The organism is Micrococcus lylae NBRC 15355, assembly GCF_001570885.1.
GTDB lineage: Bacteria > Actinomycetota > Actinomycetes > Actinomycetales > Micrococcaceae > Micrococcus > Micrococcus lylae.
The window spans coordinates 24,345-46,667 of the sequence record NZ_BCSN01000006.1; the positions used below are offsets into that span (position 1 = coordinate 24,345).

19 protein-coding genes are annotated in these 22,323 nt (G+C 73.4%); 9 read left to right on the forward strand and 10 right to left on the reverse strand.

Annotated features, from left to right (window positions below; genetic code table 11):
* Entirely contained in the window at nt 1–1,272 is a 1,272-nt protein-coding gene (locus MLY01S_RS02615) for a magnesium transporter MgtE N-terminal domain-containing protein (protein WP_067189034.1), read from the reverse strand.
* A 103-nt stretch (nt 1,273–1,375) separates the two neighbouring features.
* Between MLY01S_RS02615 and MLY01S_RS02620 the strand changes: the two genes are divergently transcribed.
* Nucleotides 1,376–2,323, forward strand: a complete 948-nt coding sequence (locus MLY01S_RS02620; RefSeq protein WP_067189036.1) for a YflT domain-containing protein — start codon at nt 1,376–1,378, stop codon at nt 2,321–2,323.
* 85 nt (nt 2,324–2,408) lie between these two features.
* On the opposite strand, the gene MLY01S_RS02625 is transcribed toward MLY01S_RS02620, so the two are convergent.
* Nucleotides 2,409–3,983 carry an aminopeptidase P family protein gene (locus MLY01S_RS02625; protein WP_067189038.1) on the reverse strand — a complete coding sequence of 525 codons (1,575 nt, stop codon included), beginning with the start codon at nt 3,981–3,983 and terminating at the stop codon, nt 2,409–2,411.
* 89 nt (nt 3,984–4,072) lie between these two features.
* Between MLY01S_RS02625 and MLY01S_RS02630 the strand changes: the two genes are divergently transcribed.
* Nucleotides 4,073–4,927, forward strand: coding sequence for a PHP domain-containing protein (locus MLY01S_RS02630; RefSeq protein ID WP_067189040.1), 855 nt, complete (start codon nt 4,073–4,075; stop codon nt 4,925–4,927).
* A 242-nt stretch (nt 4,928–5,169) separates the two neighbouring features.
* Here MLY01S_RS02630 and MLY01S_RS02635 read toward each other — a convergent pair whose 3' ends face one another.
* The 5 genes from MLY01S_RS02635 to MLY01S_RS02655 all read right to left on the reverse strand — a co-directional run bounded on the left by MLY01S_RS02635 (nt 5,170) and on the right by MLY01S_RS02655 (nt 11,273).
* Nucleotides 5,170–6,915, reverse strand: a complete 1,746-nt coding sequence (locus tag MLY01S_RS02635; protein WP_082739541.1) for a DEAD/DEAH box helicase — start codon at nt 6,913–6,915, stop codon at nt 5,170–5,172.
* A 344-nt stretch (nt 6,916–7,259) separates the two neighbouring features.
* Nucleotides 7,260–8,822, reverse strand: coding sequence for an RNB domain-containing ribonuclease (locus tag MLY01S_RS02640; protein ID WP_067189042.1), 1,563 nt, complete (start codon nt 8,820–8,822; stop codon nt 7,260–7,262).
* Between the two features lie 25 nt (nt 8,823–8,847).
* A complete protein-coding gene (locus MLY01S_RS02645) occupies nt 8,848–9,072 on the reverse strand; it encodes a DUF3107 domain-containing protein (protein ID WP_067189044.1) in 225 nt (74 codons plus the stop codon).
* Between the two features lie 249 nt (nt 9,073–9,321).
* Nucleotides 9,322–9,927: a TetR/AcrR family transcriptional regulator gene (locus tag MLY01S_RS02650; RefSeq protein WP_067189046.1), complete on the reverse strand. Its 606-nt coding sequence runs from the start codon at nt 9,925–9,927 to the stop codon at nt 9,322–9,324.
* On the reverse strand, nt 9,924–11,273 hold the full coding sequence (locus tag MLY01S_RS02655; protein ID WP_067189086.1) for a glutamyl-tRNA reductase: 1,350 nt from the start codon (nt 11,271–11,273) through the stop codon (nt 9,924–9,926). The genes MLY01S_RS02650 and MLY01S_RS02655 overlap by 4 nt, the downstream gene beginning before the upstream one ends.
* 162 nt (nt 11,274–11,435) lie before the next feature.
* On the opposite strand from MLY01S_RS02655, the gene hemE reads away from it, so the two are divergent.
* The 6 genes from hemE to MLY01S_RS11975 all read left to right on the forward strand — a co-directional run bounded on the left by hemE (nt 11,436) and on the right by MLY01S_RS11975 (nt 19,170).
* Nucleotides 11,436–12,638, forward strand: coding sequence for a uroporphyrinogen decarboxylase (gene hemE, locus MLY01S_RS02660; protein WP_369804922.1), 1,203 nt, complete (start codon nt 11,436–11,438; stop codon nt 12,636–12,638).
* On the forward strand, nt 12,635–14,221 hold the full coding sequence (locus tag MLY01S_RS02665; RefSeq protein ID WP_082739542.1) for a protoporphyrinogen/coproporphyrinogen oxidase: 1,587 nt from the start codon (nt 12,635–12,637) through the stop codon (nt 14,219–14,221). The genes hemE and MLY01S_RS02665 overlap by 4 nt, the downstream gene beginning before the upstream one ends.
* 65 nt (nt 14,222–14,286) lie before the next feature.
* Nucleotides 14,287–14,973: a hydrogen peroxide-dependent heme synthase gene (gene hemQ / locus MLY01S_RS02670; RefSeq protein ID WP_067189089.1), complete on the forward strand. Its 687-nt coding sequence runs from the start codon at nt 14,287–14,289 to the stop codon at nt 14,971–14,973.
* Nucleotides 14,973–16,334, forward strand: a complete 1,362-nt coding sequence (locus MLY01S_RS02675) for a ferrochelatase (protein ID WP_067189050.1) — start codon at nt 14,973–14,975, stop codon at nt 16,332–16,334. The genes hemQ and MLY01S_RS02675 overlap by 1 nt, the downstream gene beginning before the upstream one ends.
* A gap of 3 nt (nt 16,335–16,337) precedes the next feature.
* Nucleotides 16,338–17,447, forward strand: a complete 1,110-nt coding sequence (gene hemC / locus MLY01S_RS02680) for a hydroxymethylbilane synthase (protein ID WP_067189052.1) — start codon at nt 16,338–16,340, stop codon at nt 17,445–17,447.
* A 154-nt stretch (nt 17,448–17,601) separates the two neighbouring features.
* Nucleotides 17,602–19,170 (forward strand): uroporphyrinogen-III synthase, encoded by a 1,569-nt coding sequence (locus tag MLY01S_RS11975; RefSeq protein WP_167635492.1) that lies wholly within the window; start codon nt 17,602–17,604, stop codon nt 19,168–19,170.
* Between the two features lie 36 nt (nt 19,171–19,206).
* On the opposite strand, the gene MLY01S_RS02690 is transcribed toward MLY01S_RS11975, so the two are convergent.
* Nucleotides 19,207–19,410: a hypothetical protein gene (locus MLY01S_RS02690; RefSeq protein WP_067189054.1), complete on the reverse strand. Its 204-nt coding sequence runs from the start codon at nt 19,408–19,410 to the stop codon at nt 19,207–19,209.
* 214 nt (nt 19,411–19,624) lie between these two features.
* Here MLY01S_RS02690 and MLY01S_RS02695 point away from each other — a divergent pair, with 214 nt between their 5' ends.
* Nucleotides 19,625–20,494, forward strand: coding sequence for an endonuclease/exonuclease/phosphatase family protein (locus tag MLY01S_RS02695; RefSeq protein WP_067189056.1), 870 nt, complete (start codon nt 19,625–19,627; stop codon nt 20,492–20,494).
* A gap of 270 nt (nt 20,495–20,764) precedes the next feature.
* On the opposite strand, the gene MLY01S_RS02700 is transcribed toward MLY01S_RS02695, so the two are convergent.
* Together MLY01S_RS02700 and MLY01S_RS02705 are read right to left on the reverse strand one after the other, a co-directional pair.
* Complete coding sequence (locus MLY01S_RS02700; RefSeq protein WP_067189058.1) at nt 20,765–21,286, reverse strand: DUF2087 domain-containing protein; 522 nt, start codon at nt 21,284–21,286, stop codon at nt 20,765–20,767.
* Nucleotides 21,286–22,242 carry an NYN domain-containing protein gene (locus MLY01S_RS02705; protein WP_067189060.1) on the reverse strand — a complete coding sequence of 319 codons (957 nt, stop codon included), beginning with the start codon at nt 22,240–22,242 and terminating at the stop codon, nt 21,286–21,288. Before MLY01S_RS02705 ends, MLY01S_RS02700 begins: the two co-directional genes overlap by 1 nt.
* Nucleotides 22,243–22,323: the final 81 nt, after the last annotated feature.

Below are 22,323 nucleotides of genomic sequence, written 5' to 3' on the forward strand. Positions count from 1 at the left end.
TTACTGCGTGCTCGTCGTCGGGTTCGGCAGGTCCTCGGGGTCCATGGCGCGCCAGTCCTCCGGGAGGATGTGGTCCAGCACGTCGTCCACGGTCACGGCGCCGACGACGCGCTGCTGCTCGTTCACCACGGGGATGCAGGTGAGGTTGTAGGTCGCCAGCTCGCGGGTCACATGGGCGATCGGGGCGAGGTCGGAGACCGGCTCGAGGTCCTTGTCCAGGATGTTGCCCAGCGGCTCCGGCGGCGGGTAGCGCAGCAGCTGCTGGAAGTGCACGGCGCCGAGGTAGCGGCCGGTGGGGGTCTCCAGCGGGGGACGGACCACCAGCACGAGGGAGGCGCGGGCCGCGGAGATCTCCTGCTGGCGGATGGTCGCCATGGCCTCGGCCACGGTGTCCTCCGGGGCCATGATCACCGGCACCGGGGTCATGACGGAGCCGGCGGTGTCCTCCTCGTACTCCAGGAGGCGGCGCACGTCGTCCGCGTCCTCGGGCTCCATGAGCTCGAGCAGCAGCTCCTGCTGGCTGTCCGGCAGCTCGTGGAGCAGGTCGGCGGCGTCGTCCGGGTCCATCTCCTCCAGCACGTCCGCGGCGCGCTCGATGTCCAGGTGGGAGAGGATCTGCACCTGGTCGTCGTCCGGGAGCTCCTGGAGGACGTCCGCGAGGCGCTCGTCCTGCAGCTCGGAGGCGACCTCCACGCGGCGCTTGGCCGGCATGTCATGGATCATGTCCGCCAGGTCGGCGGGCTTGAGGTCCTCATGGTGGGCCACGAAGCTCGTGGCGCCCTGCGGCTCGGCGCCGGAGGTCCAGCGGGCCTCGTTCCAGGCGATGAGCCGGTGCTCGCCGCGGGGGCGGCCGAAGGTGCTGCGCCCGGCGTCCTTGCGGACGTACAGCTCGGTCATCAGCCAGTCGCCGTTGCGCTGCTGCTCCAGTCCGGCATCCTCGAGGACGACCTCACCCTCCCCGTCCAGCAGCGTCATGCGGCGGTCGAAGAGGTCGGCGGCCACCGTCTGCTCGGCGCCGCGGCGGGAGAACCGGCGCAGGTTGATCAGGCCGGTGGTGATGATCTGCCCGGAGTCCATGGACGTCACGCGGGTCATCGGCACGAACACGCGCTTCTTGCCGGGGACCTCGATCACCAGGCCGATCGCCAGCGGTGCGTTGCGCAGCCCGCGGTCGAGCACCACGACGTCCCGCAGGCGGCCGAGGCGGTCGCCGAGCGGGTCGAACACGTCCAGGCCCAGCAGCCGGGCCACGAAGATCTTGGAGGAGCTCACCGGTCCAGCCTAGTCGTCCGGTGCGTGCCGTCCCAGATCGGCCCTGGGCGTACAGGGCCGCGCTGACCCGGCCGTGTGCGGGCCGACACGGCAGAATGGGCACATGTCCTTCATGATGTCCGGACCGAACGCCTCCCGTGACGACGGCCTGCCCCGCGGCGAGCTCGTCTCCACCCACACCACCCGCGCGGCCGCCCAGGAGCAGCTGGAGAAGCTGGTCCAGGGCGACGTCCCGCCCACCTCGGTGACGATCGTGGGCAAGGACCTGCGTGTGGTCGAGCGGGTGCGCGGCCGGATGTCCTATCCGCAGGTGGCGCTGTCCGCGGGCCTGCGCGGCCTGCTCTTCGGCTCGCTCATCGGCCTGTTCATGTACCTGATCGCCCCCCAGGGCGGCGCGCAGCAGATCCTGTTCTCCGCGCTGCTCGGCGTGGGCCTGTGGATGATCCTCGGCGTGATCGCCTTCGCGATGCGCAAGGACAGCAACGGCTTCGCCTCCACCCAGCAGGTCGTCCCGGCCGCCTATGACGTGGTGGTCGCCTTCGAGCACGCCGGCCGCGCTCGCGGCGTCCTGAACGCCGGGACCGGTCAGGCCGTGCCCGCCGCCGCGGTCCAGCCGGGTCCGCAGGGCCAGTCGGCCCAGCAGGGTCAGCAGGGTGTCCCGACGACGGCACCGGCCTCCGCCCCGCAGGGCGCCTCCGGTCCGGACGGGTCCGAGCAGGTCCCCGCGCCGCAGGGGCCGCAGCCGGGCCAGACCCCGCATGAGGGCCAGGGCGGCCAGGCCGGTCACGCGCAGCAGGACGGGGCGCCGCAGGCGCAGAGGCCGGCCGAGGGGCCGCAGACCCAGGACGGGCAGCAGGCCCAGCCGGCGCAGCCGGCGCAGGACGGACAGCAGGCCGACGGCTCCGCCTCCGCCGACGGTGCCCCGCAGGGTCTGGACAGGACCTACGGCCTGCGCCTGTCCCAGGAGGAGGTGGACCGGATCATCGCCGCCCGCGGCGGCACCCCCGGACAGCAGCCGCCCGAGCCGCCGCAGGGAGGCTCCGGCCGCTGACCCGGCCGGCCCGGACATGACTCGGCCCCGCACCCGCCGGAAGCGATTCTCGGCACGGTGCGGGGCCGTCGTCGTGGAGTGGGCGTCAGTGCTGCTGGAGACCCTTCATCCAGGCCTCGACCTCGTCCGGGGTGCGGGGCAGCGCGGCGGAGAGGTTCTCCGCACCGTCCTCGGTGACGAGGATGTCGTCCTCGATGCGGATGCCCATGCCGCGGTACTCCTCCGGCACGGCCAGGTCCTCCTCCTTGAAGTACAGGCCCGGCTCGATGGTGAACACCATGCCCGGCTCGAGCACGCCGTCCAGGTAGAGCTCGCGCTTGGCCTGGGCGCAGTCGTGCACGTCGAGGCCGAGGTGGTGGCTCGTGCCGTGCGGCATCCAGCGGCGGTGGTGCTGGCCGTCCTCGGACAGCGCCTCCTCCACGGAGACCGGCAGCAGGCCCCACTCGTGCAGGCGGGAGACGAGGACCTTCATGGCCTCGGCATGGATCTCGCGGAACCGGATGCCCGGCTTCACGATCGCGAAAGCCGCGTCCGCCGCGTCCAGCACCGCCTGGTAGGCCTTGCGCTGGATGTCCGTGAACGTGCCGTTGACCGGCAGGGTGCGGGTGATGTCCGCGGTGTAGAGGGAGTCGGCCTCCACGCCGGCGTCCACCAGCAGCAGCTCGCCGTCCTGCACGTCGCCGGTGTTGCGGATCCAGTGCAGGATGGTCGCGTTGTTGCCGGAGGCGGCGATGGTGTCGTAGCCGAGGTCGTTGCCCTCGAGGCGGGCACGGGAGAAGAAGGCGCCCTCCACGATGCGCTCACCGCGGTGGTGGCCGATCGCCCGCGGCAGCACGCGGACGATGTCCTCGAAGCCGGCGATGGTCGCGGCCACGGACTCGCGCATCTGCTCGATCTCCCACTCGTCCTTGACCAGGCGCAGCTCGGAGGCGAACTCGGCGAGCTCGCCGTCCTGCGCCTCGGCCTCGGCCGGGTCCACGCCCGCGGCGGAGCGGGTGGACTCCACCAGCTGCAGCATGTCCGCGTCGTCCGAGCGGAGCAGGCGCAGCTGGACCTGACCGGCGGCAGGGGAGCCCGCATCCTTGGTCACGGCCACCTCGAGCTCCTCGAGGGAGGCGGTGCGCAGGCCGGTGCGGGCGGCCATCTCGGCCAGCGTCGGGCGCGGGCCGATCCAGAACTCGCCGGAGCGGGCGTCCGCGTAGAACTGCTCGGTGTCCCGGCCGGCGAGCGGTCGGAAGTAGAGGGTGGCCGCGTGGGAGGAGCCCTCGTCCCCGGCACCGGCGTCGGTCGGCTCGAGGACGAGCACGGCGTCCGGCTCGTGGTCCACGCCCAGGCCGGTCAGGTGGGCGAAGGCCGAATGCGGGCGGAAGCGGTAGTCCGTGTCGTTCGAGCGCACCTTCAGCTGGCCGGCCGGGATCACCAGGCGCTCGCCCTGGAAGCGCTCGGACACCGCGGCACGGCGGCGGGCGGCGTGCTCGGCGGAGGCGTCCGCCTCCGGCAGCTCGGTGCGCGCCGGGGCCCACTGGGAACCCATGAACGCGCGGAACGCGTCCGAGTTCGGGCGCTGTGAGCGGTTCTCCACGCGCTCGTGAAGCGGCTGGCGCTCCTGCTCGGCACCGGAGGTCTCGAGGGTCGTCTTCTCGCTGTTCTGCTCGGTCATGCCGTCCATCTTGTCACCCGGGACCGGGCGCCGCACTCGGGGCGCTGCCGCGGGGACCGGCAGCAGGCTCCGCCCCGTAGGCTGGGGTCATGAGCACGCCCCGCTTCGACCTGCACACGCACTCGACCGTCTCGGACGGCACCGAGTCTCCCGCCGAGCTCGTGGCGGCGGCCGCGGCGGCGGGGCTGGACGGGCTGGCGCTCACCGACCATGACACGAACGCCGGCTGGGCCGAGGCCGAGGAGGCGGCCCGCAGGCACGGCCTGCTGCTGGTGCGTGGGATGGAGATGTCCTGCCGCACGGACGAGGGCGTCTCCGTGCACCTGCTGTCCTACCTGCACGACCCGGAGCACGACGGCCTCAACGCCGAGATGGCCCGCGCCCGCGACGCCCGCCTGCACCGCGCGCAGATGATGGTGGAGCGCCTCGCCGAGGACTTCGACCTCACCTGGGACGACGTGCTCGAGCACGCGGGGGAGGGAGCCACCATCGGGCGACCGCACCTGGCGGATGCCCTCGTGCGGATCGGCGTGGTCCCGGACCGCACCGCCGCGTTCCGCTCCATCCTCGCCGGCTCCTCCAAGTACTACGTCCCGCACTACGCGCCGCATCCGGCCGACGCCGTCCGCCTCGTGCGCGACGCCGGCGGAGTCCCCGTGTTCGCGCATCCGCTGGCCTCGGCCCGCGGACGGGTGGTGGGCATGGAGACCTTCGAGGAGATGATCGGCGCCGGCCTCGGCGGTCTTGAGGTGGACCACCGCGACAACCCGGACGAGGCCCGCGCCGTGCTCCGCGGCATCGCCGAGCGCCACGGCCTGTTCACCACCGGATCCTCGGACTACCACGGCAGCGGCAAGCCCAACCGGCTGGGGGAGAACCTCACCGCACCCGAGGTGCTCGCCGAGATCGAACGTCAGGCAACCGGGACGGACGTCCTGCGCTGAGCGGGCGCCGTGTCCCAGCGGCGCCGCGGGGAGACGACGAGGTCTGGGGACCCGGAGGCCATGCCCCGGGCGCGGCAGACGAGACGACGACGGCGGCGCACCTGACAGCGTCAGGTGCGCCGCCGTCGTCGGCGTCCGGATACTAAGGCGACCCGCTTCCCAACTGGTGAGGACACGCCGTCTCGAGCCCCTCAGGACCCGTGATGACGGTGAGTCCTCACCAGTACGTGCGCGGGGGAGGGTCACCTCTCGGTCTTCGGGGCGCTCTCGCCGCCCTTCACGACCTCGCCGTTGCGGCGGCGGGTGCGGTTGCGGCCTCCGCGGGAGCGCCTGCGACGGCCCCCGCCCCCGCCCTCACCCGAGCGCTCGCCGCCCTCGGAGCGGTCACGACCCTCGCCGCCGCGTCGGCCGCGGGACTCGCCGGACTCGCCGCGCTCGCTGTCGCGGCTCCGGCCCTCGCCACCACGGCCCCGGGCCTCGCCGCCGCGGCCACGACCGCGTCCACGGCCCCGGCCGCCGCCGCGACCGCCGCGCTCGGAGCTGCGGCCGCCGCGCGCTGCGGAGCCCGGACCGCCCAGGTCCTCGACGTGCTCGGCGTCCAGGCCCTCGAGGGTGCGCTTGTCCTTCGGCAGACGGCCCTTGGTGCCCTTCGGGATGCCGAGGTCCTCGAACAGGTGCGGGGAGGAGGAGTAGGTCTCCACCGGCTCGGGCTGGCCGAGACCGAGGGCCCTGTCGATCAGGGACCAGCGCGGCATGTCCTCCCAGTCCACGAGGGTCACCGCGATGCCCTTGTTGCCGGCGCGGCCGGTGCGGCCGACGCGGTGGACATAGGTCTTCTCGTCCTCCGGGGCCTGGAAGTTGAACACGTGGGTCACGTCGTCCACGTCGATGCCGCGGGCGGCGACGTCGGTGGCCACCAGGATGTCGATCTTGCCGTTGCGGAAGGCGCGCAGCGCCTGCTCGCGGGCGCCCTGGCCCAGGTCGCCGTGCAGCGGGCCGGCGGCGAAGCCGCGCTTGGTCAGCTCGTCGGCCACACGGGCGGCGGTGCGCTTGGTGCGGGTGAAGATGATGGTGCGGCCGCGACCCTCGCCCTGCAGGGCACGGGCGATGAGCTCGTCCTTGTCCATGTGGTGGGCGCGGTAGACGAGCTGGCGGATGTCCTTCTTGGTCAGGCCCTCGTCGTCCGGGTCGGTGGCGCGGATGTGCGTCGGGTGGGTCATGTACCGGCGGGCCATGGCGACCACCGGACCCGGCATGGTGGCCGAGAACAGCATGGTCTGGCGGACCTGCGGCACGGCGGCCAGCAGGGTCTCCACATCCGGCAGGAAGCCGAGGTCGAGCATCTCGTCGGCCTCGTCGAGCACCACGGTGTTCACCAGGTTCAGCCGCAGGTGGCGCTGGCGCATCAGGTCGATCAGGCGGCCGGGGGTGCCGACCACGATCTCCACGCCGCGGCCCAGCTCCTCGATCTGCGGCTCATAGGCGCGGCCGCCGTAGATGGTGGCGATGCGCAGCGAGCGGTTCTTCGCGGCCTCGGTGAGGTCGCCGGCCACCTGGACGGCCAGTTCGCGGGTCGGTGCCACGATGAGCGCCTGCGGGGCGCCGGCGGAGCCGTCCTTCTCCAGCCTGTCCCAGCCGGGCTCGCCCGGACCGACGGCCCGCTGCAGGGCGGGGATGCCGAAGCCGAGGGTCTTGCCGGTGCCGGTCTTGGCCTGGCCGATGATGTCATGCCCGCCCAGGGCGACCGGGAGGGTCATGGACTGGATCGGGAACGGATGGGTGATGCCGCGCGCGGACAGCGCGTCCACGATCTCGGCGGAGACGCCGTAGTCGGCGAAGGTCTTCTCCTCGACGGCCGGGACCTCGTCAGGGGTCACGGTCTCGGCGGCCATCTCCTCGACGGCGGCCATCTCCTCGACGGCGGCCATCTCCTCGGCGGCCCTGTCCGGGGTGGTCTCGGGGTTCTGGGTGGTGGGTGTGTCGCTCATGCTCACGCTCCCGTTTCCTTCTCGGGCGCGCGGGGCGTCGGTCCGCGGCGCGGGCGGCCGGATGCCTCCGGGCCCGTGCGTGCGGGCTCGCGCCGTGTGCGCGCTGCAGGGGGAAGCCGATCGCGGGGAGAACACACCGGAGCCGCAAGGCCTCGTGGCCCCGCCCCGGGAACCCGGTCTCGGCCGTCCCCCACGGTGGGGAGGCGCCGCCGGATTCGGCAGTACAGGTGATCAGGTGCGACCGGTCATCCAGTGGTCACGACGACTGCGGGGACGCGGTCGTCGGGGGCCAGTCTAGCCCCTCGGCCTGCGGGCGCGCCGGAAGGAGCGGACGGCAGGGAGCCTCAGCGGCCGCCGGCCAGGGACGCGTCGACCTGACCGGAGGCCACGTCCACGGAGTCGATGCGCACGCGCACCTCGTCGCCGGGGGCGGCACCGGCGGGGACGCTCAGGTAGGCGGGCGGGTCCACGAGCTGCACGTCCACGGAGTCCTCGCCGCGGGTGCGGACCACGGTGCCGGCGAGCTCCTCGCCCACGTGGGCGGTCAGCTCGGCGGCCTCCACGAGGTCCACGGCCGCCCGGTCGGCCTGGGAGGCGCGGCGCCCCGAGTCCGCCATCAGCGCGGGCAGCTCCGGCAGGGCGGCCCGCACCTCGGCGGGCACCTCGTGGCCCTGCACCAGGGCATGGCAGACGATCAGCACGAAGCGGTCCACCAGGCGGCGCAGCGGAGCTGTGGTGTGGGCATAGGGGGCGGCCAGGGCGGCCTGCTCCGGGTCCTCCGGCGGGGTGCGCAGCTCAGGGTCGTCGGAGGACGCGTCGAACGCGGTGTAGTCGGCGCCGCGGAACAGGGCGGTGGCGGCGTGGAGGACGGCCAGGCCCTGGGGTGCGGTCGGGTCCACGGTGCGCAGGTAGGCGCCGTAGTCCTGCTCGTGGGTCCACGGCAGGCCGAGGGCGGCCACGCGAGAGCGGAACTCGGCGATCGCCTCATCGTCCGGGGCGGGCATGGTGCGCAGGATGCCGACGCCGGCGTCGAGCATGATGCGGGCCGCCGCCATCCCCGTCATGAGGGAGACGTGGGCGTTGTCGTCCTCCACCGGCAGCGGGTTGCGCTGCACGAGGCGGTAGGCGCCGGACTCGTCCACGTGGATCTCCTGGTCCGGCATGTTCAGGGACGCGCCGCCACGGGCCGCCTCCTGGGCGCGCCGCAGCCGGCCCACCTCGGGGAGCAGCCGCAGCGAGGCCACAACCTCCTCGGGCAGGTCCGGCACTTCGGCCGGGACCCGCCCGTCCTTCCCGACGACGGCACCGCCCCCGGGTGCCCCGCCCGCCGGGGACTCGTCCCCGACGAGGGCCTGCACCTGCGGGTAGGTCAGCTGGAAGCGGGAGCGCACCCGTGCGCGGACCAGCTCCACGGCCCCGAGGACGCCCTCGCCGTCCAGGTCCATGGACCAGACGTAGGCGGGGCGCTCCTGCTCGGGCAGCAGGGAGCCGGCGTGCTCGCTGATGCGCTCGGGGTGGAGGGGGACACGCCCGTCCGGAAGGTAGACCGTCTGGCCCCGTCGGCGGGCCTCCACGTCGATGGCGCCACCGAGGGCCACGAACGCGGGGACGTCGGCGATGGCGTAGTGCACGCGGACGCCGACGTCCGTGCGCTCGATGAAGACGGCCTGGTCCAGGTCGGTGGACCCGGCCGGATCCACCGTGACGAAGGGGACGTCGGTGAGGTCCACGCGCTCGGGGTCCTGCCCGAGGGAGCCGAGGACGTCCTCGGCGGCACGTTCGGCCTCGGCCAGCACGTCGTCCGGGAACGCGTCCGGCAGCTCGAGGTCCCGGCGGAGACGGGTCAGCCGTGCGGTGAGGGCGGAGTCCTCACCGGCGCCGTGGACGCCGAGTGCGGGCAGCAGCATGGGTCAGGCCCCTTCGCCCGTCGGCTCAGCGAGCGGCGAAGCCCAGCGGGCCGGCCTTCTGGGCGCCGATCTCGACGAAGGCGATCTTCTCGCCGGGCACGAGCACGGTGCGGCCCTTGGCGTCGTCCAGCTGGAGCAGGGAGCCGTCGGCGATCGCGGCGGCCACGCGCTCGCGGACCTCCTCGGCGGTGTGCTCGGTCTCCAGAGTCACCTCGCGGGCCGAGTGCTGCACTCCGATGCGGATCTCCATGGGGTCCTCCTAGGACAGGGGTCTGCGGTCTGCGTCGGACGGCGGGGCCGGGGCCGCGCGCGTCCGGAACGGCTCTGTTCCCGTTCAGACTAGGGCACGGGGCGCGGCGGCAGGCAGGGCACGGGAGGCGTTTCACCCCGTGGCGAAACACAGGGGCCGGAACAGGTCCGTCCGCGGGGCGCGGACGGTGTGGGGCCCCGTCGGCGGGGCGGGGCGTGTGTGGCGCCCCGCTGTCGGGGCGGGGCGTGCTCAGAGTCTGGAGAGGCCGCGCCAGAGCATGGTGAAGGTGACCTCGGCGGCGCGCTCGAGGGTGGGACGGGAGGCCTCGTCGGTCTCGTCGGCCCACCAGCGGGCGGCCTCGATCATGCAGGCCACCAGGCCGCGGGAGACCAGCTCGGCCTCCTCGACGGAGACCGTGGCTCCCTCCTGCAGCAGCTTGGCGATGTGCCGGGCCAGGGTGCCCTCGATGACCTCGCCGCGCTGCTGGACGTCCGGGTCGTGGGTGCGGCCGGAGGACAGCAGCAGCCGGTGGCGGCGGCTCGGGTCGGACACATACCGGTAGACCGCGGTCACCGTCTGGCGCGTGCGCTGCCTGTTGTCCAGGTCCGAGGACAGCACCTCGGAGATCTGTGCGACGAAGGCCTCGACCTCGACGTCGAGCAGGTGGAGGAAGAGCTCGTGCTTGCCGGGGAAGTGCTGGTAGAGCACCGGCTTGGACACGGCCGCCGACTCGGCGATCTGGTCCATGGAGGTCTGCGCGTAGCCGTGCTCCACGAACAGGGCGCGGGCGACCTCCACCAGCTGCCGGCGGCGTTCGGCCCGGGGCAGGCGTGCCGCGCGGGTGTGGCCGCTCATGCGGTGCGTCTCTGCCCGTCCGCGTCCTGATGGGGGACCGGGCAGGCGGACGGCGAGTCCGGGATCGGAGCGGCGGCGGGCACCTCGATGTCGTACAGCGCCTGCAGCGCGCGCTCGTACTCGTCCAGCCGTCCCTCGGCAGCCATGCGCCGGGCGCGGACGGTGGGGGTGTGGAGGAGCTGACGCACCATGTGGCGCAGGGCGAACTCGATCTCCTCGGCCGGTGCGGTGCAGCCATGGCGGCGGCGGACGCGCTCCAGTTCGGTGTCCAGGGCCGCAAGGGTGTGCTCGCGCAGGGCGCGGATGGCGCCGTCGGCGGTGCGGCCGCGCTGGGAGTCGGTGAAGTCGCGGAGGGCGCCCTCCACGAGGGTGCGTGCCTCGGAGACGGCCGAGGCGGCCTGCTCCGGTGCGGCGAGGCGGACGTCCTCGAGGGTGATCAGGTCGACCTGGTCCAGGTCCGCCACGGCGGGGTCGAAGTCACGGGAGAGCGCCAGGTCCAGCAGGGTGACCGGATGCCGGGCGCCCTCACGGAGGGCCACGAGCTGCTCAGGGGAGACCTGCCGGCCGGACCCGGAGCAGCCGATCACCACGTCGGCCTCGGCCAGTGCCCCGGCGATGCTCTCGCCGCCCAAGGCCATTGCCCAGCCGCCGCGATCGGCGACGAACTGCTCGGCACGGCCGGAGGAGGAGTGCACGGCCACGGCGGTGGCGCCGCGGTCCGCCAGCTGGGACAGGGTGGTGCCCGCATAGGAGCCGGTGCCGATCAGCAGCACGTTCGCCTCGGCCCAGAAGTCCTCGGCCTCCTCCTCGGTGACGACGCCGCGCAGCTCCTCGGCCAGGTCCAGGGCCACGGTCACGACGGACCGGCCGGTGGCGCCGAGAGCGGTCTGTGAGCCCACGTCCTTGGCCGCGCGGGTCGCGCCCTCGAACAGGCGGACGAGCGGGCCCGTGGCGGTGCCGGCCTCCCGGGCCTCGACGAGGGCCCGGCGCACCTGTCCGGCGATCTCGCGCTCGCCGACCACGGCGGAGTCCAGGCCGGAGGCGACCTCGAACAGGTGGCGGACGGTGGCGTCGGCGCCGAGCAGGCGGAAGGTGCCGTCCACGGTGGCGTACGGGAGGTCCGTCTCGGCGGCGATCGCCTTCACGAGGGTGTTGTGGGTGCCGGACACGTCGCCGTTGTCCGCGTCGGCGTAGACCTCCACGCGGTTGCACGTGGTCAGCACGACGGCCCCGCCGGCACCGGAGGCGGGCAGGGCGGAGAGCACGGACGCGGCACCGGCGGACAGGCGGGCGACCGTGTCGAGGTGGACGTCCTTGTGCGAGGCGATCAGCGAGAAGAGTGTCACAGCGCCGTCCATCCTAGCCGGGGCCGGTCCTTCCGTCACCGAGGCGCACCTCACCTGAAGCGGGGCATCCGCTCAGATAGGGCGACGCTGAGGTGACGGCCGTCACGTGGGGCGAGGTGGGCCGTCGTCGTCCACGGGCCCGGAATCGCTTTCGATGGAAGAATGGGGGGCATGTCCGCCGAGACCCCTGCTCAGACCCCGTCCACGGCGGCCGCAGCCCTGCCGGCCGACCATCCGTTGCGCACCACCGAATCCGCGCGATCCACGGCCGATTCGGCGTTGATCACCGCGCTGCGCGGCGCCCGCCCCGAGCGCCACCCCGTCTGGTTCATGCGCCAGGCCGGCCGTTCGCTGCCGGAGTACAAGAAGGTGCGCGAGGGCATCGGGATGCTCGATTCCTGCCTCATGCCCGACCTTGTGAGGGAAATCACGATGCAGCCGGTCCGCCGCCACGACGTGGACGCCGGCATCTTCTTCTCGGACATCGTGGTCCCGCTGCGCCTGGCCGGGATCGGCGTGGAGATCGTCCCGGGCGTCGGGCCGGTCCTGGACCACCCGGTGCGCACCGCCGCGGACGTCGCCGCACTGCCCGAGCTCGAGGACTCCGCCCTCGACGTCATCCGCGAGGCCGTCTCGCTCACCGTGGGCGAGCTCGGCAGCCGCCCGCTCATCGGCTTCGCCGGCGCGCCGTTCACCCTGGCCGCCTACATGGTGGAGGGCCGCCCCTCCCGCGACCACTTCGGGCCGCGCCGCATGATGCACGCCGACCCGGAGACCTGGAACGCGCTGGCGTCCTGGGCCGCCCGCGTGTCCGGCCAGTTCCTCCGCGCCCAGATCGTCTCCGGCGCCTCCGCCGCCCAGCTCTTCGACTCGTGGGCCGGCTCGCTCTCCGCGGCCGACTACCGTGCCCACGTGCAGCGTCACTCCGCCGCCGCCTTCGAGGCCGTCGCCGACCTGGCCGGACCGGGTGTGGTCGGAGGCGTCCCGCTGCTGCACTTCGGCATCGGCACCGGCGATTTCCTGCACCACCTGCGCGATGCCGGCGCGTCCGCCGTCGGCGTGGACCACCGCCTCACCCTGGCCGAGGCGCACCGTCGCCTCTGCGCGAACCCTGGCCCGGACGGCCGCGGCGCCGTCCCGCTGCAGGGCAACATCGACCCGGCCCTGCTGGGCGCCCCCTGGGAGGTGCTCGAGGCCCACGTCCGCGAGGTCGTCGCCTCCGGCGCCGCTGCGCCGGGACACGTGGTCAACCTGGCCCACGGCGTCCCGCCGGAGACCGACCCGACCGAGCTGACCCGCGTGGTCGAGCTGATCCACTCCATCGACGTGCCCGAGCGTCCCGCCTCGGGGGAGGAGCACGCATGAAGGTCCCGGACATCTCTGTGCAGCAGATCCCGGCCCCGGTGGCCCCCGCTGCGGACCAGGCGCCCCGCACCGCCCTGGTGATCGGCGGCGGCATCGCCGGCCTGCTCTCCGCGCTGCGCCTGCGCCAGTCCGGCTGGGAGGTCACCCTCGCCGAGGCCACCTCGGTGCTCGGCGGCGCCGTCTCGCCGCGCTACCTCACCGTGCCGTCCGAGGACGAGCACGGCGCCGTGCAGGACCAGACGCTGGAGCTGGACGGCGGAGCGGAGGCCTTCGCGCTGCGCGGCACCGCTGTCCAGGAGCTGCTGCATGAGCTGGACATCTACGAACGCATCATGTCCCCGGCGGCCGGCGGGTCCTGGATCCACGCCGCCGAGGGCTCGTTTCCCTCCCCACGGCTGGGCCTGCTGGGCATCCCCGGGGACCTGGACGCCGAGGACACCGCCGCGGCCCTGTCCGCCGCCGGCCTGGAGCGCGCACGCCAGGACCTGACCGCCGAGGTGGGCGACTGGGCCGAGCGCATCGCCGCCGGCGAGGAGATCACCCTCGGCGAGCTGGTGGCCGACCGTCTCGGCGACGAGGTCCTGCAGCGCCTCGTTGCCCCCGTGGTGGCGGGGGTGCACTCCGCCGACCCGTCCACCGTCGCCGTGCACCGGGTGGCCCCGGGTCTGCTCGAGGCCTTCGTGGAGCAGGGCAGCCTGTCCGCCGGCGTCGCCGCGCTGCGCGGCCAGCACACCCCGGGCTCCCTCGTGGCCGGCCTCGACGGCGGCATGAACATCCTGACCACCCGGCTGATCGCCCGGCTGCGGGACACCGGCGTGACCGTGCTGCGCGGCGTCCGTGTGGCCGCCCTGAAGCATTTCGACGAGCGCGGCCAGTGGTGGGCGCAGATCAGCGACCGCAACGAGGAGGTCCTCCGGGGGCTCGAGGCCGACCGCATCGTCCTCGCCGTGGACGGCCCCAACGCCTGGGAGCTGCTCGCCCCCGCCTCGCACGGCGCCCTCGACCCCGACGACGGCCCCCACCCTGCCGACGGCGTCGCCCTGGTGACGCTCGTGGTGGACGCCGAGGGGCTCGACTGCGCCCCGCGCGGCACCGGAGTCCTCGTGGCCGAGGGCACCGAGGTGGGCGCCAAGGCGCTCACCCACGCCACCGCCAAGTGGGAGTGGCTCGCCGAGGTCGTCCGCCGCGACCGCGAGGACGGCACCGCCCGCCACCGGCACCGCCACGTGCTCCGCCTCTCCTACGGCCGGCACGGCGGCGGCCCGGACCAGCTGGGCTACCGCACCGCGGACGAGCAGCTTGTGGAGCAGGCGATCGCCGACGCCGCCGTGCTCACCGGAGTGGACCTCGCAGCCGAGGACGTGGCCGCTCACATGGTCGTCCGCTGGCGCGACGCCATCCCGCCGCAGTCCGGCCCCGCCCGCACCGCCATGAAGGCGCTGACCGCCTACGCCGAGACCACCGACGGCGTGGACGTGGTCGGCGCCTGGGCCGACGGCACCGGCCTGGCCTCGATCGTGGAGGCCGTGGACCGCCGCTTCGGCTCCTTCGACCCCATCACCCCCGCAGCAGGAAGAGAGTGATCCCCGTGCAGGACACCCAGCACACCGCAGACGCCGCCGCCACCGAGGAGAACGCGCCGAACCCGCTGGCCGGCAAGGACTGGTTCACCACCTACACCGTGTTCGCCCGCCCGAACGACGGCTCCTGCCCCGCCCCGCTCGACGGTCCGCAGGCGGAGGACGCCGTGCAGGAGTTCGACGCCCTCGTCGCCGAGCTCGGCGAGCAGGGCGTGACCGTCCGCGGCACCTACGACGTCTCCGGCATGCGCGCCGACGCCGACGTGATGGTGTGGATGTACGGCCAGGTCCCTGAGGACCTGCAGGCTGCGATCCGCCGCATCCGCCGCACCCGCCTGTTCGCCGGCACGCACATCGTGCTCTCCGCGATGGGCGCCGACCGCCTGGCCGAGTTCAACAAGGAGCACATCCCGGCGTTCGCCATGGGCCGCGAGCCCCTCGAGTGGCTCTGCTTCTACCCGTTCGTGCGTTCCTACGACTGGTACACCATGGATCCGAAGGAGCGCGCCCGCATGCTGCGCGAACACGGCCTGCTCGGCCGCGACTTCCCGCAGGTCTGGGCCAACACCACGTCCGCGTTCGCCCTGAACGACTGGGAGTGGCTGCTCGGGCTGGAGGCCCCGAAGCTCACCGACCTGGTGGACATGATGCGCCATCTGCGGGACAACGAGACCCGCCACTACGTGCGCGAAGAGGTGCCGTTCTACACCGGCCGCCGCGTGGAGACCGCCGAGATCCTGGAGGTCCTCGCCTGATGAGCCTGTCCCCGACGCACCACCACCCGGACGGCGCCGAGCGCCCGGTCCGGCAGGTCCCGGAGGCCCCCGCCGGCGTCGACTACGACGCCCACGGCACCATGGCGCCCAAGACCTACGACGCCCTCATGCTCGCCTCCTTCGGCGGCCCCGAGGGCCAGGAGGACGTCCTCCCGTTCCTCCGCAACGTCACCGGCGGTCGCGGCATCCCGGACGAGCGCCTCGAGGAGGTCGCCGTCCACTACCGCACCAACGGCGGCGTCAGCCCGATCAACGCCCAGAACCGTGCGCTGATCGCCGCGATCGAGGCCGAGCTGGACCGCCGCGGCCACGATCTGCCCGTCTACTGGGGCAACCGCAACTGGGAGCCGTACTTCCCGGACACCCTTCAGCGGATGGTCGACGACGGCCACCGCCGCATCCTGACCGTCACCACCTCCGCCTACTCCTGCTACTCGTCCTGCCGCCAGTACCGCGAGGACATGGGCATGGCCATGCAGAAGACCGGCCTGGAGGGCACGGTGGACCTGGACAAGACCCGCCAGTACTTCAACCACCCGGGGTTCGTGGAGCCGTTCCGCGACGGCCTGCGTGAGGACCTGCTCTCCCTGCGTGGCGAGCTGGGCGACGACGCCCGGATCCACGTCCTGTTCGTCACCCACTCCATCCCGACCGCCGACGCCGAGGCCGCCGGCCCGCGCGAGCTGTCCGCGCAGCTGGCCTCCGAGGCTGGCGCGGAGGCCGGCGAGGCCGATGGCGCCGACCTGTACTCGGCGCAGCACCTGGACGTGGCCCGCGAGATCCTCGCCGGCGTCCCGGAGGCCGAGGGGGTCGAGTGGTCGCTGGTCTACCAGTCCCGTTCCGGCTCCCCGCAGGTGCCGTGGCTCGAGCCCGACATCAACGACGCCATGGAGGCGCTCGCCGGCGAGGGGGCGCAGACCGACGCCTCCGGCCGTGCCGTGGCCGGCTTCGTGGTGGTCCCGCTCGGCTTCGTGTCCGACCACATGGAGGTCCTCTGGGACCTGGACACCGAGGCGAAGGACACCGCGGCCGAGCTGGGCGTCGGCTTCCGCCGCACCGGCACCCCGGGCACCGACGCGCGCTTCGTGTCCGGCCTGGTGGACATCGTCGAGGAGCGCATGGGCCTGCGTGCCGGCCGCGCCGCCGTCGGCTGCTTCCCGGCCTGGCCGGACGTCTGCCGCCCGGACTGCTGCGTGAAGGTCATGCGGGACGGCTCCGTCCGCCCGACCACCTCCGCCGTGGACGCCGCTGTGCGCGGCCTGGCCGAGCACGGCCGAGGCGCCGAGGCGTCCGAGGGGGCCCCGGCAGCCGAGACCGCCGCCGACGTCGAGGAGGCCTGAACCATGTCCGTGCGCGTCGGCACCCGCGGCTCTGCGCTGGCCACCACCCAGACCCGGACGGTGGCGCAGGCGCTGACCGAGCAGGCGGGCCTGGACCACGAGCTGGTGATCATCCGGACCGACGGGGACGTCACCACCGGCTCGCTCGCCTCTCTGGGCGGCACCGGCGTGTTCGCCTCCGCGCTGCGCGCCTCGATCCTCGACGGCGTGGTGGATATGGCCGTGCACTCGCTCAAGGACCTGCCGGCGGCTCAGCCGGAGGACCTGGAGATCATCGCCGTCCCGGCGCGTGCGGACCTGCGGGACGCCCTGTGCGCCCGTGACGGCCTGACCCTGGAGACCCTCCCGGAGGGAGCCCGGGTCGGCACCGGCTCGCCGCGCCGTGTGGCGCAGCTGAAGGCGCTGCGTCCGGACCTGGAGCTCGTGGACATCCGCGGCAACGTGCAGACCCGCCTGGCCCGTGTGCCGGGCCTGGAGCAGCACGACGACAACGCCCCGGCCGCCGCCGGCTCCCCGCGCGGGGACCTGGACGCCGTCGTCCTGGCCTGCGCCGGCCTGGACCGTCTCGGCCTGGGGCACGTGATCACCGAGCGCATCGACCCGGACGTCATGCTCCCGGCCCCGGGCCAGGGCGCCCTGGCGGTGGAGGTCCGTGCGCTCCACGACGGCATCGTGGGCGACGCCCTGCTGGACCCGACCACGCCGGCCGGACGCCTGCGGGAGGGCCTGGCCCGCCTGGACGACCTGCACACCCATGCCGCCGTGACCGCCGAGCGCGCCCTGCTGCTGCGCCTGGAGGCCGGCTGCGCCGCGCCGATCGGGGCGGTCGCCCGTGTGGAGGACGGTGAGGACGAGGCCGGTGCCGCCGCCCCGCGCATCGTCATGGACGCGATGGTCGCCGCCCTGGACGGCTCCCGCATCCTGCGCCGCACCTCCTCGGTGCAGCTGGACGCGGTGCCGCAGGAGGTGAATGCGGAGCCGGAGCAGTCGGCCGAGTGGCTCGAGGACACCCTGATGACGGCGGCCGGTGCGCTGGGCGTGCACATGGCCGAGGGGTTCATCGCCGAGGGCGCCGACCTGCTGCCGGGAACCGTCCGCGGCACCGGTGCCTGATCCTCGGGGCACGCCGCACATGACGACGTCGGACCCGCACCGTCCCGAGGACCCCCGCCCGGGCGCCGGGCAGGGGTCCTCGGGGACGAGTGGGTGTGCTCCCGTGGCGGGCGCGGCCACCGGGCGGGCTTCCGGCGTGCGACACAGACCGCTGGTGCTCACCCGGCAGCCGTCTCAGGCCGGTGCCGTGGAGGCGGACCTGGCCGCGGCGGGGCTGGACGTCCGCTTCTGCCCGCTGACGGACTTCGAGCTGTCCGGCGAGCCGGGGCCCCTGCGGGCCGTGGTGGCCAGGGTGGAGGCGGGGGAGTGCGCATGGCTGGTGCTGACCAGTCCCAACACCGTGCGCGCCCTGCAGGCCGCCGGCTGGACCGGCCGGGTCGGCGGGAGCACGAAGGTGGCCGTGACCGGAGCCGGCACCGCGCGGGTTCTGGCCGAGCTGGGCTGCACCGCCGAGCCGTGGATGCCCGAGCAGGCGTCGGCCGCCGGGATCCTGGCCGACTTCCCGTCCGTGGAGCCTGCAGGCCGCTGCGCCGCAGACGCCGCCATGACGGCCGACGGAGCGGACGTCGCCGGGGACGCCGGTGACCGGTCCGTGCCGCAGGGCGCCGATGCGGACGTCGCCGGTGACCGGTCCGTTCCGCAGGGCGCCGATGCGGACGTCGCCGTTCCGCAGGGTGCCGTTCCGCAGGGTGTCGATGCGGACGTCTCCGACCCCCATGAGGCCCCGGCGTCCCTGGTGCTGCTTCCGCAGTCCGCGCTGGCCACCGGGGAGCTGACCTCCGGCCTGGAGGCGAAGGGCTGGCACGTCGCCCGCGTGGAGGCCTACCGGACCGTGCCCTACCCGGCCGACCCCTCGCGCCGCCTGCTGCCCGAACCTCAGGGCGGGGCCGACCACGCCGGCGAGCTCGACCGTAGCGGGGACACCGCCGGGCCGGCGCCCGGGGCGGGGTCCGCGCGCACAGCCCGACCGGGCCACGGCGCAGCCCGAGCGAGCCACGGCGTAGCCCGAGCGAGCCACGATGCAGCCCGACCGGGCCACGGTGCAGCGCGAACGGGCCACGATGCCCCGGTGGGCGAGATGGCGGAGGCGGGTGCCGTCGTCGTGCCGGTGGCGAGGCTGGCCGGCCACGATGTGGTGCTCACGAGCCCCTCGGCCGCCCGCGAGCTGGCCACGCACCACGGGCTGGACGACGAGCGGGTGCGGCTGACCAGCCGCCTGGTCGCGATCGGCCGGCCCACGGCCGCGGAGGCGCGGCGGCTGGGGCTGGAGCTGTCGGCCGTGGCGCAGTCGCCGGACGCCGAGGGGATCCTGCGTGCGCTGGGGCATGGGCTGAGCCTTCAGGAGGCGGGCGGCACTGCGGAGGTGGACGGCGAGTACGCCGAGCCCGGTCCGCTGCGCGATGCGCTGGTCGCGGCGATCCTGGCCGGGGAGAAGACCGCCACCTCCGCGCTGCTGCGGGACTACGAGGCTGCGCAGGAGCCGCTGCCGCGGGCCGGGACGCGGGAGCGTGTGCTGGACTCGGCCGGGCAGGTGGCGGCCGTCGTGGAGGTCACCGGCGTGACCGTGGTGCCCCTGGGCCGGGTGCCGCACTGGCACGTGGTGGCGGAGGGGGAAGGCCACCGGGACGTGCGCGCCTGGCGGGCGGCCCATGAGGAGTTCTGGGGCGGTGCGCTGCCGGACGAGACCGAGGTCGTGCTCATCCAGCTGACCCGCATCGCCTGAGCGGCGGGCTCGGCCGTGGGCCCGGTCCGGCCCCGGTCAGTTCTCCGGCGGCGGGGCCATCACGTCCACCCGCGGCGGCCGCAGGATGGAGCGCGAGACGTTCTGGAAGTCGTGCTGGTAGAGCAGGTTCGAGGCCTCCTCGTCCGTCAGGTCGTAGGCGTGGGCCAGCATCCTGACATTCTCGGTGTAGAAGGCATGCAGCTTGTCCACGCCCTTGAGGAACTCGAGTTCGTTGGCCATGCCGGTCAGCGTAGGAATCCCAGGTGAGCGCAGGGTATCGCCGAGGTGAATGGGGCGTGGCTTGATCGTCCACGCGCCTCCACGATCGTCACCTCGTCGTCACGCCGAGGCCCACGTGGCTCCACCGAGCGGCCACGGACATGCGTTGTCCTCGAAGGGTGCCCGTCTCCACGCCCACTTCCCCAGGCGTTCCCACACGATCCACGAGGACGAGATGAAGCCTTCACGTTTCACCACCCTGCTGACCGGCGCCGTGGCCTCGGCCGCCCTCGCCACGACACTCACAGGAGCAGCCGCTCCCTCCGCCGACCGCCCACACCGTCCGGACGCCGCGGTCCGCACGTTGACCGTGGCCACCTTCAACATCCACCACGCGGCAGACCGTTTCGACGTTCTGGACATCGAACGCGTCGCGGGGGACATCGCGGACTTCGAGGCCGACGTTGTGGCGCTGCAGGAAGTCGACAACGCCTATGGCTCACGCTCCGAGTTCGAAGACCAGGCCCAGTGGCTGGCCGCGCGTCTGGGCATGGACTATTGCTACGCCGCGAACCTTGACCTGGACCCGGAGGAAGGGCGCCAGGAACGACGGCAGTACGGCACGGCCATCCTCTCCCGCCACAAGCTGGCTAACTGCACCAACACCCTGCTGCCGAACCATGAGGGCGGCGAACAGCGTGGCCTGGCATCGGCTGAGATCAACGTCCGAGGGGTGCCCGTGACCGTCTACAACACCCATCTGACGCACACGAACTCGCAGTTCCGAGCGCTCCAGTTCGAGACCATCAACGACGTCCTGGCCGACGAGGAGAATCCAGCCGTGCTGATGGGAGACCTCAACGCGCGTCCGGACCAGCCGGAGTACGAGGTGTTCACGGAGCGCCTGGTAGACGTCTGGCCCGTCGCCGGTGTCGGCCCTGCTGAGACGTTGGCGCCGGGCAACCCCACAGGTCGGATCGACTACATTCTGACGACGAGCGACATCACCGCCCGGCACGCCGTGGTTCCGCAGATCGAGTCTTCCGATCACTTTCCCGTGGTGGCCACTGTCGAGCTTCCTCACCCCAGTGATCTGAAGCGCTGACGACTGCGCCAGGACGTCGCCCGGGAATCGGTTCTGGTGGAGCTCGGAACCCTGAGCCGCTCGTTCCGACAGGACTGATTCCTGGTCGTTCCTGGTCGGACGTCCTTGCATGTATCAAAGTTGGGCGAGATCGGCCCGATCAGAGCGGTTACGGCCCACCTTCGATACACGCAACGCGGCGGTGCTTCGATACACGCAAGGCGGCGGTGCCTTCCATACACACAACGCGCTCCTGACACGAAGTCCCGGTCAGCCGCTGTCCAGCCCCGCTCAGCCCTCCACACGCCAGTAGGCCGAGCCGTCGGCGGCGCGCTCGTAGACGCCGAGGTCGAAGGCGTGCCGGCGGAAGAACGCCACGTCCTGCACGAACAGTCGCAGGCGTCCGTTGAGCTCGGACTCGGTCACCCGCTCGCCTTCATCCAGCACGCGCACGGCCACGGCGCGGACGGCGTCGTCCACGGCGTCCAGGGCGAGGTCCTTCACGTCGATCCGCGCGCCGTCCAGCACCGCGAGCGGGCCGAGCGCCCGGTCCAGGTCGGCCACGGCCTCGCCCAGGAAGGACTCGACGAACACGGGAGTGCCGTCCTCGGACAGCTCGACCGCACCCAGCGACACGGCCCCGCGCAGGGGACCGGCGTCGTCGGCGGTCGCGGTCTCGGAGAACACGGCGCCGAGGCTGCGGCGCAGCTTCGGGTTGCGCAGCATCGCCAGCAGCGAGCGCGCGCGGCGCACCGCCCCTGTCCGCCCGGCGCCCGCCGCGGTGTCCGCCCCGGCGTTCTCGGGTCCGGCCATCAGCCCTCCGCCCTGCGGCGGCGCCGGGCCTTGACGGCGGCCTCCATGGTCCGGCCCTCGGTGCGGGTCTGCAGGTAGGACTGGTCCTCCACCAGGTCCGAGAGCTTGCGGAAGCCGAAGTCGCGCGGGTCGAAGTCGACGTGCGTGCGGGACAGGTGTTGGCCGATGACGCCGAGGGAGGCCCATCCGTCGTCGCCGGAGGTGGCGTTGATGGCCTTGACCAGGGCGGACTGCAGGTTGATGCGCGGGGCGTCGTCGGCGTGCTCGGCATCGGAGAACGCCGGGGTGACGTCGTCTGCACGCGAACCCGCGGGCTTCGCGGGCTCCTTGGCCGGCTTCGTCTCCTCGGCGGCAGCCGCGTCCGTCTCGTGCTTCGTCTCCGCCTTCCTCTTCGCCCCGCTGGTGCCGGAGCCGCGGCCGCCGCGCGAGCGGGAGCGTCCCGAGGGCTTCGAGTCCTCGGCCTCGTCGGCGGCCTCACCGGTCCGCTTCTCGGCCTGCTCGTCCTCGGCCGCCTTCGCCAGCAGCTCGAGGTACACGAACTGGTCCACGGCGTTGCGCAGGGAGGCCGGGGTCTTGCGGGCGCCCAGGCCGATCACGCGCTTGCCGGACTCGCGCAGGCGCATGGCCAGGCGGGTGAAGTCGGAGTCCGAGGACACGATGGCGAAGGTGTCCACGTTGCCCATCCAGAGCAGGTCCATCGCGTCGATGATCAGGGCGGAGTCCGAGGAGTTCTTCCCCACGGTGTTGGCGATCTGCAGCATCGGCTGGATCGCCAGCGTGGACAGCGTCTTCTTCCAGCCGTTCAGGTTGGTGGTGGTCCAGTCGCCGTACGCGCGCTTGATGGTGGGGGTGCCGTGGCTGGCCAGCTCCTCCAGGATCAGGGAGGCGTAGGATGGGGAGACGTTGTCGCAGTCGATGAGCACGGCGATGCGTGTGCCGGCGGAGGGGGAGGTCATGGTCCCACCCTATCGGCGGGGCCGGGCTCGTCTCGACGACGGCTGTCCGCCTTCTCCTGCGGGCGGCGGTGGCGTCTCGGT

Coding starts and splice junctions, on each gene's coding strand:
- MLY01S_RS02620 (WP_067189036.1), top strand. CDS start 1,376: ATGTCCTTCATGATGTCCGGACCGAACGCCTCCCGTGACGACGGCCTG.
- MLY01S_RS02625 (WP_067189038.1), bottom strand. CDS start 3,983: ATGACCGAGCAGAACAGCGAGAAGACGACCCTCGAGACCTCCGGTGCC.
- MLY01S_RS02630 (WP_067189040.1), top strand. CDS start 4,073: ATGAGCACGCCCCGCTTCGACCTGCACACGCACTCGACCGTCTCGGAC.
- MLY01S_RS02635 (WP_082739541.1), bottom strand. CDS start 6,915: ATGAGCGACACACCCACCACCCAGAACCCCGAGACCACCCCGGACAGG.
- MLY01S_RS02640 (WP_067189042.1), bottom strand. CDS start 8,822: ATGCTGCTGCCCGCACTCGGCGTCCACGGCGCCGGTGAGGACTCCGCC.
- MLY01S_RS02645 (WP_067189044.1), bottom strand. CDS start 9,072: ATGGAGATCCGCATCGGAGTGCAGCACTCGGCCCGCGAGGTGACTCTG.
- MLY01S_RS02650 (WP_067189046.1), bottom strand. CDS start 9,927: ATGAGCGGCCACACCCGCGCGGCACGCCTGCCCCGGGCCGAACGCCGC.
- hemE (WP_369804922.1), top strand. CDS start 11,436: ATGGGGGGCATGTCCGCCGAGACCCCTGCTCAGACCCCGTCCACGGCG.
- MLY01S_RS02665 (WP_082739542.1), top strand. CDS start 12,635: ATGAAGGTCCCGGACATCTCTGTGCAGCAGATCCCGGCCCCGGTGGCC.
- MLY01S_RS02675 (WP_067189050.1), top strand. CDS start 14,973: ATGAGCCTGTCCCCGACGCACCACCACCCGGACGGCGCCGAGCGCCCG.
- hemC (WP_067189052.1), top strand. CDS start 16,338: ATGTCCGTGCGCGTCGGCACCCGCGGCTCTGCGCTGGCCACCACCCAG.
- MLY01S_RS02690 (WP_067189054.1), bottom strand. CDS start 19,410: ATGGCCAACGAACTCGAGTTCCTCAAGGGCGTGGACAAGCTGCATGCC.
- MLY01S_RS02695 (WP_067189056.1), top strand. CDS start 19,625: ATGAAGCCTTCACGTTTCACCACCCTGCTGACCGGCGCCGTGGCCTCG.
- MLY01S_RS02700 (WP_067189058.1), bottom strand. CDS start 21,286: ATGGCCGGACCCGAGAACGCCGGGGCGGACACCGCGGCGGGCGCCGGG.
- MLY01S_RS02705 (WP_067189060.1), bottom strand. CDS start 22,242: ATGACCTCCCCCTCCGCCGGCACACGCATCGCCGTGCTCATCGACTGC.